This window comes from Fictibacillus fluitans (assembly GCF_030418125.1).
Classification (GTDB): Bacteria; Bacillota; Bacilli; order Bacillales; family Fictibacillaceae; genus Fictibacillus_C; species Fictibacillus_C fluitans.
Window position 1 is genome coordinate 985,768 of the sequence record NZ_JAUHTR010000001.1, and the last position, 15,314, is coordinate 1,001,081.

A 15,314-nucleotide genomic window follows, 5' to 3' on the forward strand; every position below is an offset into this window, starting at 1 on the left:
AGCGCCGTGTGGGAGGTCATCACGGCGCCTGATAAAGTATAGGGGGATAACATACTATACGGAAACCTCATTAAAAGGTGACTGGAAAATTTTTTTTTATTTCCATGCATATTTTCAAAGCAGTAATACAAACTAGTAGTACAAGGAGGTGATACATATGGCACGTAACAATAATTCTTCAAACGAATTAGTAGTAGCTGGAGCTCAACAAGCTCTTGACCAAATGAAGTATGAAATCGCTTCTGAATTTGGTGTACAACTTGGACCAGACACTACTTCTCGCGCTAACGGATCAGTTGGTGGTGAGATCACTAAGCGTCTTGTACAAATGGCTGAACAACAACTTGGTGGCGGATTCCGTCGTTAATCTTCAATCTCCTGAGAAAGAGTGGGACAAGCTCCCGCTCTTTTTTGCGCGCAAAAATAGCCAGGGTTCTTGTATCCCTGGCTGGAAAAAGGTAATTACATTATAACACGATGTACTTCAATTAAAAAAGAAAAGAGTTTCTTCGAAAAAATATTTTATTGCTCCCACGGTTTTTGGGTACCAAATTCCTCAGCGAGCCTTTTGCTGTTCTCTCTTCTCTTTCTGCGGTTAACAGCGCGTTCCGCAGCTCCCTGATGAAGCCATATTTCCTCTGCGGATTCAGGAACAGCCTGTGGAACAGGTGTTGGTTTGCCGTCTTCTCCCAATGCTACAAACGTTAAAAATGAAACTGCACATACTTTTCGTTCTCCGGTAAACAGGTTTTCAGAAATGATTTTAACAAACACTTCCATTGAGGTTTTATGTGTCCATGTGACAAAGGATTCCAAACATACGGAATTCCCCACCCTGATGGGGTGAAGGAAATCCACGGAATCAGTTGATGCGGTAACTACATTGCATCTCGCATGCCGGATGGCTGATATGGCGGCCACATCATCAATATAGGCCATTAATTTCCCTCCGAATAATGTGCCATGATTATTGGTGTCCGGAGGGAGCACCACACTTGATTTGACCGTTCTGGATTCTCTTGCAAATTTCTCTGTTATCATGCTTATATATCACACTCCTATAATACATTATATGAAAAAAACCTTTGCATAAGGCAAAGGTTTTTTAAATGATTTACTTTTTGACGACAGCGTGCCCGCCAAATTCATTGCGGAGGGCTGCTACTACCTTTCCATGGAACGTATCGTCTTCAAGTGAGCGGAACCTCATAAACTGGGACAGGGCAATGACAGGAGCCGTGGCCTGGTAATCCAGAGCCGCTTCAATCGTCCAAATTCCTTCCCCGGATGAATGCATGACGCCCCGGATGTCTTCAAGCTTTGGCTGTTTGGAAAATGCGTTCTCCATAAGCTCCATTAGCCAGGAACGAATGACCGAACCGTTATTCCATACTTTCGCAACCGCTTCGTAATCATAGTCAAAATCACTTTTATCCAGGATTTCAAAACCTTCAGCGATTGCCTGCATCATGCCATATTCAATTCCGTTGTGGACCATTTTCAAAAAGTGTCCGCTTCCCGCTTTTCCGGTCTTCATAAATCCATTTTCGATGGATATTTTTTCATAAAGGGGAGCGATGTACTCCACGGCTTCCTCATCTCCGCCAACCATGACGCAAACCCCGTGGCGCGCACCTTCTGTTCCGCCGCTCGTTCCGCAATCCACCAGGTGAATTCCCTTTTCCTTCAGTTCCTCATATCTTCTCAATGTATCCTTGTATTTTGAATTGCCAGCATCAACGATGATATCTCCTGAATCCAAATAAGGTACAATTTCTGCTATGACACTGTCTACTGCCGGCCCGGCAGGAACAAGCAGAATGATCGCTCTCCGGCCTGTAAAACTTTTAGTCAAATCTTCCAGGGAATGAGCTCCAATCGCCCCATGAGAAGATATTTTATCAACGGTTTCCTTATTCGTATCAAAAGCGATCACTTTAAAATCATGATCCAGCATATTTTGGGCAATGTTAAAACCCATTTTACCCAAACCAACGAGACCGATTTCCATTTACATCACTTCCTCTGTGTTCTTTGTCTTTCCTACTCCACTAGTTATTCCACAAAAGGATAAGCTTTAACCTGAATTTAAACGAATGATTCCTTTCAGGTTGGTCACGATAATAATGGGAGGTGATCTCATGACGAAGAAAAGCAGCGGAAAAGGGCGGGCAGCAACAGGAGTTACGCCTCAAGGAACAAGTGAAGATGCAGAATTCGCTCAAGAGCCGAAAACAGAACTTGAGAACCGGGCAAAAAAAAGCAATACGAAACGCTAATTCAGCCTGAGCTTTATGGACAACTGCTTATGCTCCCCAGATCGGGTTAACGGAGCTGATATACAGGTGTAAATCCTTCTGATCGAATGGATCAATCACATAAAAAATGGACTAAATCCCCCGAGTCTATGAAACGATTATTGCCGCTCCGAAACTTTGAAAGTGATTTTACTCATAAAAGTTGCGAAAAAGGAGTATAATGTAAGTATTACACTTAAGGGGGATACCCATGGCCTTTTTTTCCAAAAACCCGATCGAACCAGTTCCTGATGTAGAAACTAAAGTTTGGGCATGTGAAAATGAAGAGTGCTCATGCTGGATGAGAGCTGATTACTCACTTCAAGAAACACCTGCCTGCCCGATTTGCAAGTCGAAAATGACTCAGGAAATCCGCATGCTCCCAGAGCTGAAATAAAGAGACGGGGACCATACGCCGCACACTGTGCGAGAGGCGTATGGTCCTTTTCTTGTGATGTGAAAGGTTTACCATTATTTCAGGCTGGGTATAGAAAAACTATGAAAAGGAGGAGTTCGACAATGAACAATGAATACACAAACACAACTACAACTAATAACAGCAAAGAAAAGTCCAGGTTTACCACAGGTGTTCTTGTTGGTGGCTTGGTAGGAGCCGCAACTGCTCTTTTATTAACGCCTAAAACCGGCAAAGACATGCGTGCTGGACTATCCAGCCAAACTTCAAATTTAAAAGAAAAAACCATGCAAATGAAAGACCAGGCCAAGCTCCAAACCCAATTGGGAACAATGGCCGGAAGAGAAAAAGCTTCCAATATGATGGGTACGGTGAAGGACAAGGCGAGCCAGGTAACTTCACAGGCGAAGGATAAAGTGAGCTCCATGAAAAACAAGAAAAACAATAACACGCCTACAGTTGAATCAGAGCCAGGTCTTCCACCATCTCCGGAATCGTCCAAAACGACTCTTGGTGAATAAAAAGAAACGAGCCTTTTAAAGGCTCGTTTCTTTTTTGTTTACACCCACCACATCTCTGCAGGCGTCTCTTCGATCATCACATCATTCAAATTCTTAACTGCACGTGCAAACCCTTCATTGATGCTCATGAGCGGATCCTCATGCTCAATACTGACCACATAATCGTAGCCATAAGTCCGTAATGCACTGATCATGTCCGACCATTCCTGGACACTGTGGCCGCAGCCTACAGAACGGAAGCTCCATGCTCTTGACCTTACTTCTCCATACGGCTGCATATCCGTCAAACCATACATGTTAATGTTGTCCTGGTCGATATACGTATCCTTTGCATGGAAATGGTGAATGGCATCTGCTTTGCCAAGAATCTTAATCGCTGCCACAGGGTCAATTCCCTGCCACCATAAATGGCTCGGGTCAAGATTGGCACCAACAGCGTCACAGGTTTCTTCACGCAATTTCAAAAGTGTGTACGGCGTATGTACCAGGAAACCGCCATGCAGTTCCAAGCCGATTTTCACATTCTTGTTTTTGGCATATTGGCCCCACTCCCGCCAGTAAGGGATTAATTTTTCTTCCCATTGCCATTTCAACACATCGCCATATTCGTTCGGCCATGGTGTAACCGGCCAGTTTGGATATTTGGCGCCTTCATGGTCCCCGGGCACGCCCGAAAAGCAGTTAACAACCGGAATTCCAAGCAAGCTCGCCAAATCTACTGTTTTTACAAAGGTATCATGTGAAACACGTGCAAACTCCTGGTCTGGAGAAAGAGGATTCCCGTGGCAGCTCAAGGCGCTGATCATCAAATCCCTTGATTCTACTTGATGAAGAAAATCTTTTCTTTTCTCTTCACTGTCCAAAAGTTCATCCAGGTTGCAGTGAGCGTTTCCCGGGTAATTACCCGTTCCGATTTCAACCGCTTTTACTCCCTCTTTTTTCACATGATCCAACATTTGTTCAAAAGACATATCAGAAAACAATACCGTGAATACACCTAACTTCATTACTTCTCCACTTCCCTTCGCTCATTTAATTTCACACTGCTTCTGCTTAAACTGCTTTCATAAATGGCTTCAATCAGCATTGACACTCTTCTTGCTTCTTCAGGCTTTACTACCTGCTCAGCAAGCCCGAGACAGCTGTCAATAAAATTCTCGGCCTGCGGATTTCCCGGATTATCGTCTCCCGGGATAAAAGCGGCTTCTGAATTGAGCAGCAGCCCATGCTTTGCCTGATTCAGATGAAAAGGAAAAACATCAAGTCCGCCCTTTTCACCGGAAATGCTCACATTCTCCAGGTCTTCTTTAATATTGGCCGACCAGGAAGTTTCCAATAATAGAGAGGCGCCATTTTCAAACCGGACATAGCCTGTTACATGGTCATCCACCTCAAAGGTGGTATGGTCAAAATCTCCCCATAAATTGACTTGATCAGGAGTACGGCTCAGCAAATTGTACTGAGACCCCATTACTTCCACCGGAACTGAATCTCCCATCAGCCAGAGTGCCAAATCCAGCAGATGACAGCCGTAATCAATTAAGCTTCCTCCGCCCTGCAGTTCCTTGTTGGTAAATACACCCCAACCCGGAACCTTTCGCCGCCTTAAGCCCTGTGCCCTGATGACCAGCGGCTCGCCAATTTCACCTTCGAGCATGACTTTCTTTGCTGCCTGGGCATTTTTCATAAAACGGTAATGATACCCGATGGACAGCACTTTCCCGGAATCTTCGGCTGCTTTAATCATCTCATCGCATTCCTTGGTGGAAAGAGCCATCGGCTTTTCACAAAATACGTGAACTCCTGCCTTAAGCGCTGCCACAGAGATTTCTGAGTGGAATTTATTCGGTGTGGAAATAAATACAGCATCCACATTCTCCAGAAGATCATGATAATTTTCATAGACTCCAGGAATATTATAAGTTTCTGCGATTTGCTGTGCACGGTGATGATTTACATCACTAACACCTGTAATTACTGCTTTCTCGGCCAATTTGCGCACAGCCGGGATATGCCGCGATTCCGCAATCCCGCCGACTCCGATAAAACCGATTTTCAGCATATTCACGCAAGTACCCCATTTGCGAGGCTTACATTCTTTTTGGTTTCGCTTGCTTTTAATGCGGCAATAATAACGGCAAGTGAGCGTTTACCTTCTTCCCCGGATACAGCTGGCACCTCGTCATTGATAATGCATTCTGCAAACTTAGAGATAACCCTGGAATCACTTTGTCCGCCGGAATCGTTCGTCTGGATTTGTCCCAGAGAGTAATTAACCACAGAACCATCCCTGTACTGGGCAACCAAAGAATATTCAGGACTTTCTTCCATACGGAGAATTCCTTTTTCACCATAAATGATAGTGGAATTATCTTCTTTGGCTGTATAGGACCAGCTTGCTGCAAGTGTGCCAATGATGCCGCTTTGCGTTTTTAATACACAGACTGCGGTATCATCAACGGTGGCATTTTCTTTTGAAGACGTTTCCACAAAAGCAGCAACTTCTTCAATTTCTTCTCCCAGAAGGAAGCGCAGCAGATCGGTTTTATGAACCCCAAGGTCTCCCATTGCTCCAATGAAGGCCTGTTCTTTTTTAAAGAACCAGCTGTTCGTTCCATCTGCACTCCATGTTTCTGGTCCGGGATGGCCGAACGCCGTTCTGAAGCTGTAGATTTTCCCAAGCCCGCCTTTTTCAATAATTTCGCGCGCTTTTTCGTGTGAGCTTACAAACCGCTGGTTGTGGGCAATCATTAATTTTTTGCCGCTTTTTTCACTGGCAAGAATCATTTGCTCCGCTTCTTCAAGAGAAGTCGCCATCGGTTTTTCACATAATACATGCTTTCCGCTGTTAAGGGCCGCAATGGTAATCGGTGCATGCAGATAATTCGGGGTACATACGCTGACCGCATCAATTTCCGGGTCCTGTAAGAGCTCCTCAAAGGAGTAATAAGCCTTTGCTCCATGTTCCTTGGCGATTTGATCGGCGCGGAGCTGATTGATATCGCATACTGCGGCTATTTCTGTCTCAGGATTTTGCTGGTACTCGGGCAAGTGTCTGTGCTGGGCAATACTGCCGCATCCAATAACTCCTACTTTAATCATTACTGTATTCACTCCTTGTTTAATTACTTTGTGCCAATAGCTTCAAGAGGCTTGGCATTCCCGTATACTGGCTTTGCACTTGCTGAAGGCTGTGCCCACTGGACAGCATTGACAATAACCTGCTGAATTTCCTTGTTGTGATACGTCGGATAAGTTTCATGTCCAGGACGGAAGTAAAAGATTTTACCCTGTCCGCGCTTGTAGGAGCAGCCGCTGCGGAATACTTCCCCGCCTTCAAACCAGCTGACAAAAACAAGTTCATCCGGAGCTGGAATATCAAAATGTTCTCCGTACATTTCTTCTTTTGGCAGTTCAATATATTGACCGATGTTGGCTGCAATCGGATGAGATGGATCGACTACCCAAAGACGTTCCTTTTCATCTGCTTCACGCCATTTAAGGTCGCAGGAAGTGCCCATTAATTTCTTGAAAATTTTAGAGAAGTGTCCCGAATGAAGAACAACAAGTCCCATACCATTAAGCACCCTTTGCTGCACCCGCTCCACTACTTCATCGGATACTTCATCATGGGCGATATGGCCCCACCAAATAAGAACATCGGTATTGTCGAGAACCTCCTGGCTCAAGCCATGCTCTTCTTCATCCAGTGTAGCTGTTCCTGCTTTAATACCCTCGTTTTCTAGAAATTGCTGAATGGCTCCATGAATGCCATCCGGGTACACCTCGCGTACTGCCGGATTCTTTTTTTCATGACGGTTTTCGTTCCAAATGGTTACCTTCATTAGTTACACTCCTTTAATGTATGTAGAAATCCTGTTCTTCCAAGAGAGTAAACGTTTACGTAATTTACAAAGAAAATTCAATGAAAACGTTTACCTATATTTTAATGTAGATTGTGTTTTTGTCAATTACTAAAATAAAAAAAGGTTTTAAAAATCCTGAAAAGGCTATTACTACAAGTACAGACAAAAAAAAGGAGAGATTTTCATATGGATAATGATAAAAAGCAAGATAAATTGCTGAACCGTAATGACAGAAATGATGCCTTTGAAAAAAGTCAGAAAAAACAACTGGAACGAGATCAGCTCGTCATGCCTGCTGACGATCTCCCTCTCGAAGATATAGAAGATGAAAATGCAGAAGAAAGAAATAAGGAAGAAACGAAAAGCACTTCATCTTCCGAAAAAAATCTTAATCCCGCGGAAGGAAAGCGATAACGAAAAACTGGTGCCATGTGGCACCGGTTTTTTTATCTTAACTGGATTGTTCTTTCTCCCATGCCCTGACCGTTTGATCATTAGGCAAAAGGAATGTCAATACTCCTGCAAGCGGCAAAAAACTGACAAGCAGCATAATGAAGCGCACGCTGTGCAAATCCGCCAGATTCCCCAAAATCACGGAGCCCAGCGCTCCCATCCCGAAAGCCAGCCCTACAATAAGACCCGAAACCATTCCGATACGGCCAGGAAGAAGCTCCTGTGCATATACGACAGTCACTGAAAAACTGGTCATAATAATAAATCCAAGCAGCAAAAAGACCGGGTAAACCCATAGCAGACTAACATACGGAAGCAGCATGGTAAGAGGAGCAGAACCGAGCATGGACCAGAAAATCATGTTCCGTTTTCCAAAACGGTCGGCAAGCGGCCCGCCAAAAAACGTACCCGCCACCCCTGCAGCCAAAAAGACAAAAATATAATACTGTGCGTGCGAAATAGACAAATGATAGTTTTTTATTAAATAGAATTGATAGAAATTTGAAATGCCTGATACATACCAGGACCGTGCGAAGACCAGAAAAACGAGAAGGCACACAGCGAATACGATTTGATTTTTTCTTTTTGGGTTCGCTGCCTTCTTTTTTTGTTTGGAAACACGGGGAAAAGCACCCAGCCTTGTACGATACCAGCCGGAAACAAAAAACAGGACAGCAATCGCCAAAGCGGCAACAAAAGTAAACCAGATAGCGCCAAATTGCCCGAATGGAACAAAAACAAGAGCGGTCATAACCGGCGCTAGCGATTGGCCGGTATTCCCTCCCACCTGATAAATTGATTGGGCAAGTCCCCTCCTGTTGCCTGCTGCCATGTAAGCCACTCGTGACCCTTCCGGATGGAATACAGCAGAACCCAGTCCAATAAAAATAACGGAGAGCAATATGTATGAGAATTGACTGGAAAAAGCGATGCCTACCATACCGGCAAGGCTGCACGCCATGCCCAGCGGCAGCAAAAAAGGGGACGTTTTTTTATCGGTATACCACCCGACAACGGGCTGCATAATGGACGAGGTCATGTTCAATGTAAACGCAATCCATCCGAGCTGTGCAAAGGAAAGATTCATAGACTTTTCCAATATCGGAAAAATGGCGGGAATAACCGATTGCATTGCATCATTCAGCAGGTGGACAAAACTAATTGCAAATAAAACCTTGTAAATCGTTTCCGTTGCGGGAGCTTCTTTCTTAACGGAAGCCATTGCCATTCTTTCTTCCTTCTTTCTGTAAACTATTTATATTGTAAAAGATTAGCATGGATTCCTCCTTTTTAACAGGAAAAAAAGTATCAGAGGTTATCCCTCTGATACTCTTCCTTTACTCACTGATTCATCCGATTCCTTGACCCGTGCCTGACCCATAAAAAAGATAAACAGCAGTGCAGCCACAACACAAATCAGCGCATAACCAAATGTGTCGGCAATAGAGTTCGCCAGAATATCCGTCATCTTGTCCAAAACCTCAGGAGGGATGTGCTTCCGCACCTCCGGCTGCAAAAGAGCCCTCGAATCCATAGATTGTTTGAACTGGCCAAATTGCGGCAATGCATCCTTCAGCCGCTCACTTAACATGTTATTCTGAATGGTTCCGAAAATGGTGATGCCGAGCGTCATCCCAATCAGCCGGAAAAACGCATTCTGGGAATTGGCAGAGCCTCTCTGCCTGGCATCGAGTTTATGAACCGAAGCCATGCTGAGCACAGGAAAGGAGAAGCCAACTCCAATTCCTGCAAGCACCATATACAGTGTTACCAGCATTCTCGAAGTGCCGGCATCCATCGTACTGAGCAAAAAAACGCCGAGCAAAAAAATAACCCCTGAGAACATCATGACTTTCCGGTATGATGAACGGATGACCGTCCGGCCCCCAGTCTGGCTTCCCACCACCACACCAATCATCATGGGCATCAATATAAGGCCTGCATTAGTCGCAGATCCCCCGAATACTCCCTGAATATAGATTGGAATGTACATTGTTGCCAAAATGAACACTGATCCATAAAAGAAGGCGATGGCCTGGCTTGAGAGAAAGAGCCTCTTTTTAAAGAGATCAAGTGATACAATCGGGTCTGTTGCCCAGCGCTCAGCCAGAATAAACAAAACGAGCAGGACAGCAAATCCTGCCAGCAGGGAAAGAATGAGCGCAGAATCCCACGCGTATTCCTTTCCTCCAAATTCCAGCGCAAACATCAGGCTGACAAGCGATGCAATGAGGAGAACCGCCCCAAGATAGTCAATTTTTTGTTCCCGGTGTTCCAAAGATTCAAAATAGAACTTGAGAATGAAAAAGAGGGAAAGCAGGCCAAGCGGCAAATTAACATAAAAAATCCAGCGCCAGTCCAGATAATCTGTCAAATATGCACCAAGCAGCGGACCAAAAACACTTGACATGCCAAAGACAGCCCCAAACAGCCCGGTCATTTTCCCGCGCTGTTCAACAGGAAAAATATCAAAAATAATGGTGAAGGCAATCGGCATCAGAGCGCCGCCTCCTACTCCCTGAATCGCCCGGTACAGGCTAAGCTGTGTCATGGTCTCAGCCATCCCGCAAAGAACGGACCCCAGAATAAAAAGGGCCAGCCCGGTAATATAAAACTTCTTTCTTCCATACATATCAGACAGCTTTCCAAAAATCAGCATGCTGGCTACAGAAGCAATCATATAAGCGGAAGTTACCCAGATGAATTTCTCAAAATCACCCAATTCCGCAACAATCGTTCCAATCGCTGTTGCCACAATGGTGTTATCCATGGCTGACATTAAAATCCCCAGCAGAAGGCCCGCGACGACAAACTTCTTGCTGCTTTGTTGATTTACCATACAATCTTTCTCCTTGTCATTTTTATAGGGACAGCCCTATTCTTTTCTCCTTGAAAGCAGCTATTCCTGCTCTGATGAAACAAAAGCACACAAAAAAAGAAAGAGCTCACCGGCTCTTTCTCGTACCATCCTACAATTTTTCAATGACTTTGTTAATAATGCCGTAGTCCAGGGCTTGCTGGGCTGTCATAAAAAAGTCTCTGTCCGTATCCTTTTCAACCCGATCCATTGGCTGACCCGAGCGGTCAGAGATAATTTTATTTAAAATCTCCCGCGTCTGGATAATGCGTTTCGCATGGATGATCATATCTGCAGCCTGACCCTCTGTACCGCCCAGCGGCTGGTGAATCATGACTTCAGCATTCGGCAGTGCATAACGCTTCCCTTCTGCTCCCGCAATCAGAAGGATGGCTCCCATGGAGGCTGCCATTCCGATACATATCGTTGATACATCGGGTTTAATAAATTGCATCGTATCATAAATGGCCAAACCTGCTGTTACAGATCCACCGGGAGAATTAATATAGATGGAAATATCTTTATCCGGATCTTCTGCTGCAAGGAAGAGCAGCTGAGCGACAACGGAGTTGGATACATTGTCATCAATCGGGCTCCCAATAATTACAATACGGTCTTTTAGCAGCCTTGAATAAATATCATAGGAGCGCTCGCCCCTGTTCGTGGTTTCAACAACCATTGGCACTAAGTTCATGATCTTTTCCTCCTGTACTTTTCTTATGCTGCCATGCAGTACGGTGAAGAAGATCCCGTGCTGCCGGCAGCAATTTTTCCAAATCCCGATGTAATATAAACAACATGTGCTGGTTTTTTGTTTTCTGCTTCAATTGTGATTTCCGTTCGCAGCTCTTCCCTTGTCTTCTGTTCCTGCTCATCTTTTCTGTCTCGAAGTATGATCACTTTTTCGTCCTGCAGCTTTTGCGGCTTGTTTTTTTCCCATACGAGAGAAGGCTGTTTCTTCACGTCACTCATCACTGTTTTCCTCCTTCAGGCTTTGGATAAACAGCAATGGATACCTGGTATTCCTTGCCGTTTTCCTTTTCACCCGATTGGTATTTTTCAATTAACCGGTGCAGCAGCGAGAAATATTCGTTAATAAATTCGTTACGCTCTTCTTCCCCGCTTAAATGGACGGCTGCCTGAAGAACGGCGCTGGGAATTTGTGCTTCTTCTGCCTGTTCCATGAGCTGCAGGGCATCTTTTTTTATCGTTTCAGTCAATGATAATACATGAGCAAGAGCTTGCTGATCCTGCAATTTTTGTGCTGTTTCGGGAGAAAGGCCAAGTGATTCAGACAAAATCAGGGTTTTTGCCACTGCCTGGTATAGTACTTCTACTAAATTTCTGACATTCCTTGTGCCAACCTTTTGCACAAGTCCTACTTTTTCGAGAGCTTTCAAATGATAATTTATTTTTTGCGGTGTTTCCTTAAGCATTTTGGCAAGTTCTGTGGCCGAAGCGGGTGCTTTCAAGGCAGCCACAATCTCCGAACGGATGGGATGCAAAAGGGCGGCAGCCTGTTCGGGCAATGTAATCAAAAACGTCTCCTCAATTCGCGCATTCTTGTTCACAGCTTCACCTCACTCAAAGTAAATGTATTACGTAAAAATATTTTATTACGTTAGGCTTATTTTTGTCAAACCATTTTAATTTTAAACAACAAAAAAACAGAAGCAAACGCTTCTGTTACTTGAGGAACGGCACAGCGGCCAGAATAATAAAAACCAGTACCATGCCTGTATTAAAGTAAAATTCCATTTTCAACCAAAAATAATAGCGTTCCACCGCCCGGAACATAAAAACAACAGCAAGAATGGCAAAAAGAACGGAAGGGCTGTTGACGTAAATACCGTTCCAAAGCGCGCCTAAAAAGCTGACCAATAAAAGGGCCATCTCGCTATATGACCAGGCTTTGCTCCGTTTTTTCATAGAGACACCTCTTTCATGCATCGTCCATTTATTGTACGGAAAACGCATGAAAACAGTGCCCTTCCTATTTGATAATTTTGTTTGAAGGGTTACTCTCTTTGCCTTTCTCTACCGATTTCAGAAGCTCATATGCAGCTTCATCCGGTTCCTGATGGCTGCTGATGGCCGTAATGACAGCCACACCGTCAGCCCCTGCCTGAGTGACACCGGATGCATTGCTCGCACTAATACCGCCAATTCCCACGATGGGTGCATCAATCCCGTTTTCCCGCAGTTCACGGATCACCGAATACCCCATCACCGGCCGTGTATCGGTTTTTGTTCCTGTTGGATAAATTGGTCCGACTCCAAGATAATCAGCACCAACTTCAAGAGCATGCCGGGCTTCTTTCAAATTGTGGACGGAAACACCCAGCAATTTCCCCGGAATGGCTTTGCGTATTTCTGCAAGGTCTCCGTCTTCCTGGCCAACATGCAGTCCGTCAGCATCCAAATGCTTCATTAATTGAATATCGTCATTAATAATAAATGGAACGTTGTACCGGCGGCAGACTTTTTGAAGAGCCATAGCGAGTTCTGTCCGGCTTCCCCCTTCCAGACAGCCCGTGCCTTTTTCCCGGAATTGAAAAAGTGTTGCTCCACCTTTCAGCGCCTTCTCCAGTACTTCTTCTGCATCTGTTGAACAATTGGTGCTGCCCATAATAAAATATACCTTCATTTTTTCTTTCAGCATGTACTGGTTCATCGGCTGTTTCCTCCAAGCACAACATCCCATCTGCCTCTCTCATCGAGTTCTTCATCACGGAAAAGATACAGCTCATCCAAGAATGCCGTTTGAAAACTGCCAGGTCCGCGTGTGCCGGAAACCGCCCGTTCGGCACAAAGCCCCAGATAAGTAAGTGATCCAGCCGCCCGTTCTAACGGAGTCAAATCAACAGTTACAGATTTCGCAAGGAACAACCCGATCAAAGAGGTGGATAAGCAGCCTGTCCCTGTCACATAGGAAAGCATTTCATCTCCGCCTTTTATCAATATTGTTTCTTTGCCGTTACTCAGAATATCCTCTTTACCGGTGATGGCGACCATTCCATTCAGGCGGGTTGCTGCATAGCGGGCAAGTTCAGAACTGTCTTCAGCAAGACTTCCGTCTACTCCTTTCCCGCTCCATTTTTCTCCGCTTAAGAAAGCTATTTCCGCCGCATTTCCGCAGATCACATCTGGAGATACTTCATCAATGATGTCTGCAACCGCTGTTTTTCTTAATGAAGACAATCCGGCACCAACAGGGTCAAGCACAACTGGTATACCGTTGTCTTTCGCTTTTTTACCCGCAAGAATCATTCCTTTTACCAAATCTGGCTCAACGGTACCGATATTCAGTATGAGGGCGTCGGCAGCCATGACAGCTTCTGCCGCTTCCTCATAGTGATGAGCCATCATGGGGCTCCCTCCGGCAGCAAGAATTCCATTGGCAAGAAAATTCATCGTCACCTGATTTGTTATATGATGAATCAATGGCTTTTTTACACGGATTTCTGTTAACAGGTTCGTTAATTTTGTCATTGATTGTTCCTCCTGTATGCCCAGTGGTTGGTGGGTCCATGCCCGCTTCCAAGGTGAAGCGGACTGCTGATTGCCTCCTGTATAAATGCTTTGGCGGTCTGTACAGCCTCTGCGGGAGACTTTCCTCTGGCCAGTTCGGCTGTTATGGCAGCAGCAAAGGTACAGCCGGTTCCATGAGTCTGTGATGTTTCAATGCGCTTGCCTTTAAATTCAATCATTTGTTCCCCGTCATAATACAGATCCACCGGTTCACTTTCATGCGGAAGATGACCGCCTTTAATAACAATCTTCTTTGCTCCGAGATCATGCAAAAATCTAGCTGCGTCTTCCCTGCCCCGTTTATCAGCGATTGTTCTTCCTGTTAACTGTTCTGCCTCAGGGATATTCGGAGTCAATATATCAGCAAGAGGCAAAAGGTATTTTTTTAAAGCTTCTACAGCATCCTTCCGCAGAAGCTCCGATCCTCCCTTGGCAATCATTACCGGATCCACCACGACATTGTTCCAATGAAATTCCCGGATATGAGAGGATACCGCTTCAATGATTTCAACGCTGAAAAGCATACCTGTCTTAAGCGCATGGGGCTGCAAATCGTCTGCAATGCTTTTCAGCTGGTCCACCACCATCTCAACCGGTATGGCATGAATATTTTGGACGCCTTTTGTGTTTTGGGCGGTTACCGCTGTTATGACCGACATTCCATAGGCTCCCAGCTCCTGAAAGGTTTTTAAATCGGCTTGTATACCAGCTCCTCCCCCGGAATCTGATCCGGCAATGGTTAACGCTTTTGGTGTAATGGACATCATCAAAATCTCCTTCTTTTCTTGGCTTATACAAAAAAGCCGCCCTCAAGAGAAGGCGGCTTAAACATTGTCATTTAACTGGTATTGCGTTTAAGCCACTTCCCTACGACGGTATGATCCGTATCAGGTTCAAAGGGTCAAAGTCAATCTTTTCTCAGCTTACAACAAGCTCCCCCAGTGGTCATTGCTATAAATATTATTACTTTATATCGTATCGAACATCCAACAAAGCGTCAAACCGGAAATATGGAAAATGTCGAAAAGTTAGTGAACTGCGTTTAAAATGAGCATGGTTCGGGCATATTTTATACAACACCCGATAGAAACTCTGGAGGGAGAGAAATTATGAATATAAGAGAGAAACTGCAAAACTTAAAAAACAACCCAGAAGATGTATACAGTCATGCTCAGTCAGAAGAATCGTTCTCAAGAAATTACACCAATCCCGTCGAAGTCAAATATATCCCGACAGAAGAAGTTTATGAACTGCGAGAATTTGACATGGAAGGCGGTGAGCAGCTGGGAAGTAAGACTTTCCATTCCGTGGATGAGGTTCTGGCTGATCTGAATTTGGAAAAGCAATAAAAATAAATCTAAATTTTCAGAATTA

At 44.7% G+C, this 15,314-nt stretch carries 21 protein-coding genes and 1 riboswitch; of the genes, 6 read left to right on the forward strand and 15 right to left on the reverse strand.

What is annotated here, in order from left to right; translation table 11 throughout:
- The first annotated feature begins 157 nt into the window (after nucleotides 1-157).
- Complete coding sequence (locus tag QYB97_RS04895) at nucleotides 158-367, forward strand: alpha/beta-type small acid-soluble spore protein (RefSeq protein WP_301164807.1); 210 nt, start codon at nucleotides 158-160, stop codon at nucleotides 365-367.
- Nucleotides 368-522: 155 nt separating this feature from the next.
- Here QYB97_RS04895 and QYB97_RS04900 read toward each other — a convergent pair whose 3' ends face one another.
- The gene (locus tag QYB97_RS04900) at nucleotides 523-1,041 is read right to left on the reverse strand and encodes an acyl-CoA thioesterase (protein ID WP_301164808.1); all 519 of its coding nucleotides are present in this window, start codon (nucleotides 1,039-1,041) and stop codon (nucleotides 523-525) included.
- A gap of 73 nt (nucleotides 1,042-1,114) precedes the next feature.
- Nucleotides 1,115-2,011, reverse strand: a complete 897-nt coding sequence (gene gnd, locus QYB97_RS04905; protein WP_301164809.1) for a phosphogluconate dehydrogenase (NAD(+)-dependent, decarboxylating) — start codon at nucleotides 2,009-2,011, stop codon at nucleotides 1,115-1,117.
- A 130-nt stretch (nucleotides 2,012-2,141) separates the two neighbouring features.
- Between gnd and sspL the strand changes: the two genes are divergently transcribed.
- The 3 genes from sspL to QYB97_RS04920 all read left to right on the forward strand — a co-directional run bounded on the left by sspL (nucleotide 2,142) and on the right by QYB97_RS04920 (nucleotide 3,233).
- A complete protein-coding gene (gene sspL, locus QYB97_RS04910; protein ID WP_301164810.1) occupies nucleotides 2,142-2,279 on the forward strand; it encodes a small, acid-soluble spore protein L in 138 nt (45 codons plus the stop codon).
- 229 nt (nucleotides 2,280-2,508) lie between these two features.
- Entirely contained in the window at nucleotides 2,509-2,694 is a 186-nt protein-coding gene (locus QYB97_RS04915; protein WP_301164811.1) for a cold-shock protein, read from the forward strand.
- 122 nt (nucleotides 2,695-2,816) lie between these two features.
- Nucleotides 2,817-3,233 carry a YtxH domain-containing protein gene (locus QYB97_RS04920; protein ID WP_301164812.1) on the forward strand — a complete coding sequence of 139 codons (417 nt, stop codon included), beginning with the start codon at nucleotides 2,817-2,819 and terminating at the stop codon, nucleotides 3,231-3,233.
- Between the two features lie 38 nt (nucleotides 3,234-3,271).
- On the opposite strand, the gene QYB97_RS04925 is transcribed toward QYB97_RS04920, so the two are convergent.
- Genes QYB97_RS04925 through QYB97_RS04940 form a run of 4 tightly spaced genes read right to left on the reverse strand, consistent with a single transcriptional unit; the run spans nucleotide 3,272 to nucleotide 7,078 of the window.
- Nucleotides 3,272-4,240 (reverse strand): sugar phosphate isomerase/epimerase family protein, encoded by a 969-nt coding sequence (locus QYB97_RS04925; RefSeq protein ID WP_301164813.1) that lies wholly within the window; start codon nucleotides 4,238-4,240, stop codon nucleotides 3,272-3,274.
- The gene (locus QYB97_RS04930; protein WP_425589758.1) at nucleotides 4,240-5,301 is read right to left on the reverse strand and encodes a Gfo/Idh/MocA family protein; all 1,062 of its coding nucleotides are present in this window, start codon (nucleotides 5,299-5,301) and stop codon (nucleotides 4,240-4,242) included. The genes QYB97_RS04925 and QYB97_RS04930 overlap by 1 nt, the downstream gene beginning before the upstream one ends.
- Nucleotides 5,298-6,335, reverse strand: a complete 1,038-nt coding sequence (locus QYB97_RS04935; RefSeq protein WP_301164814.1) for a Gfo/Idh/MocA family protein — start codon at nucleotides 6,333-6,335, stop codon at nucleotides 5,298-5,300. The genes QYB97_RS04930 and QYB97_RS04935 overlap by 4 nt, the downstream gene beginning before the upstream one ends.
- A 23-nt stretch (nucleotides 6,336-6,358) precedes the next feature.
- Complete coding sequence (locus QYB97_RS04940) at nucleotides 6,359-7,078, reverse strand: ThuA domain-containing protein (RefSeq protein ID WP_301164815.1); 720 nt, start codon at nucleotides 7,076-7,078, stop codon at nucleotides 6,359-6,361.
- A 207-nt stretch (nucleotides 7,079-7,285) separates the two neighbouring features.
- On the opposite strand from QYB97_RS04940, the gene QYB97_RS04945 reads away from it, so the two are divergent.
- Complete coding sequence (locus QYB97_RS04945) at nucleotides 7,286-7,513, forward strand: hypothetical protein (protein ID WP_301164816.1); 228 nt, start codon at nucleotides 7,286-7,288, stop codon at nucleotides 7,511-7,513.
- Between the two features lie 37 nt (nucleotides 7,514-7,550).
- Here QYB97_RS04945 and QYB97_RS04950 read toward each other — a convergent pair whose 3' ends face one another.
- The 9 genes from QYB97_RS04950 to thiD form a co-directional block, all read right to left on the reverse strand.
- A complete protein-coding gene (locus QYB97_RS04950) occupies nucleotides 7,551-8,774 on the reverse strand; it encodes an MFS transporter (RefSeq protein WP_301164928.1) in 1,224 nt (407 codons plus the stop codon).
- Nucleotides 8,775-8,867: 93 nt separating this feature from the next.
- Nucleotides 8,868-10,391 carry an MDR family MFS transporter gene (locus QYB97_RS04955; RefSeq protein ID WP_301164817.1) on the reverse strand — a complete coding sequence of 508 codons (1,524 nt, stop codon included), beginning with the start codon at nucleotides 10,389-10,391 and terminating at the stop codon, nucleotides 8,868-8,870.
- 130 nt (nucleotides 10,392-10,521) lie between these two features.
- The gene (gene clpP, locus QYB97_RS04960; protein ID WP_301164929.1) at nucleotides 10,522-11,130 is read right to left on the reverse strand and encodes an ATP-dependent Clp endopeptidase proteolytic subunit ClpP; all 609 of its coding nucleotides are present in this window, start codon (nucleotides 11,128-11,130) and stop codon (nucleotides 10,522-10,524) included.
- A complete protein-coding gene (locus QYB97_RS04965; RefSeq protein WP_301164818.1) occupies nucleotides 11,127-11,381 on the reverse strand; it encodes a hypothetical protein in 255 nt (84 codons plus the stop codon). The genes clpP and QYB97_RS04965 overlap by 4 nt, the downstream gene beginning before the upstream one ends.
- On the reverse strand, nucleotides 11,381-11,980 hold the full coding sequence (locus tag QYB97_RS04970; protein ID WP_301164819.1) for an ArsR/SmtB family transcription factor: 600 nt from the start codon (nucleotides 11,978-11,980) through the stop codon (nucleotides 11,381-11,383). The genes QYB97_RS04965 and QYB97_RS04970 overlap by 1 nt, the downstream gene beginning before the upstream one ends.
- 115 nt (nucleotides 11,981-12,095) lie before the next feature.
- On the reverse strand, nucleotides 12,096-12,338 hold the full coding sequence (locus tag QYB97_RS04975; RefSeq protein WP_301164820.1) for a hypothetical protein: 243 nt from the start codon (nucleotides 12,336-12,338) through the stop codon (nucleotides 12,096-12,098).
- A gap of 64 nt (nucleotides 12,339-12,402) precedes the next feature.
- On the reverse strand, nucleotides 12,403-13,083 hold the full coding sequence (gene thiE / locus QYB97_RS04980) for a thiamine phosphate synthase (protein ID WP_301164821.1): 681 nt from the start codon (nucleotides 13,081-13,083) through the stop codon (nucleotides 12,403-12,405).
- Nucleotides 13,080-13,901: a hydroxyethylthiazole kinase gene (thiM, locus tag QYB97_RS04985; RefSeq protein WP_301164822.1), complete on the reverse strand. Its 822-nt coding sequence runs from the start codon at nucleotides 13,899-13,901 to the stop codon at nucleotides 13,080-13,082. The genes thiE and thiM overlap by 4 nt, the downstream gene beginning before the upstream one ends.
- Nucleotides 13,898-14,707 carry a bifunctional hydroxymethylpyrimidine kinase/phosphomethylpyrimidine kinase gene (thiD, locus tag QYB97_RS04990; RefSeq protein WP_301164823.1) on the reverse strand — a complete coding sequence of 270 codons (810 nt, stop codon included), beginning with the start codon at nucleotides 14,705-14,707 and terminating at the stop codon, nucleotides 13,898-13,900. Before thiD ends, thiM begins: the two co-directional genes overlap by 4 nt.
- An 80-nt stretch (nucleotides 14,708-14,787) precedes the next feature.
- Nucleotides 14,788-14,890, reverse strand: a riboswitch (TPP riboswitch).
- A 159-nt stretch (nucleotides 14,891-15,049) separates the two neighbouring features.
- Between thiD and QYB97_RS04995 the strand changes: the two genes are divergently transcribed.
- Nucleotides 15,050-15,289: a hypothetical protein gene (locus QYB97_RS04995; protein WP_301164824.1), complete on the forward strand. Its 240-nt coding sequence runs from the start codon at nucleotides 15,050-15,052 to the stop codon at nucleotides 15,287-15,289.
- Nucleotides 15,290-15,314: the final 25 nt, after the last annotated feature.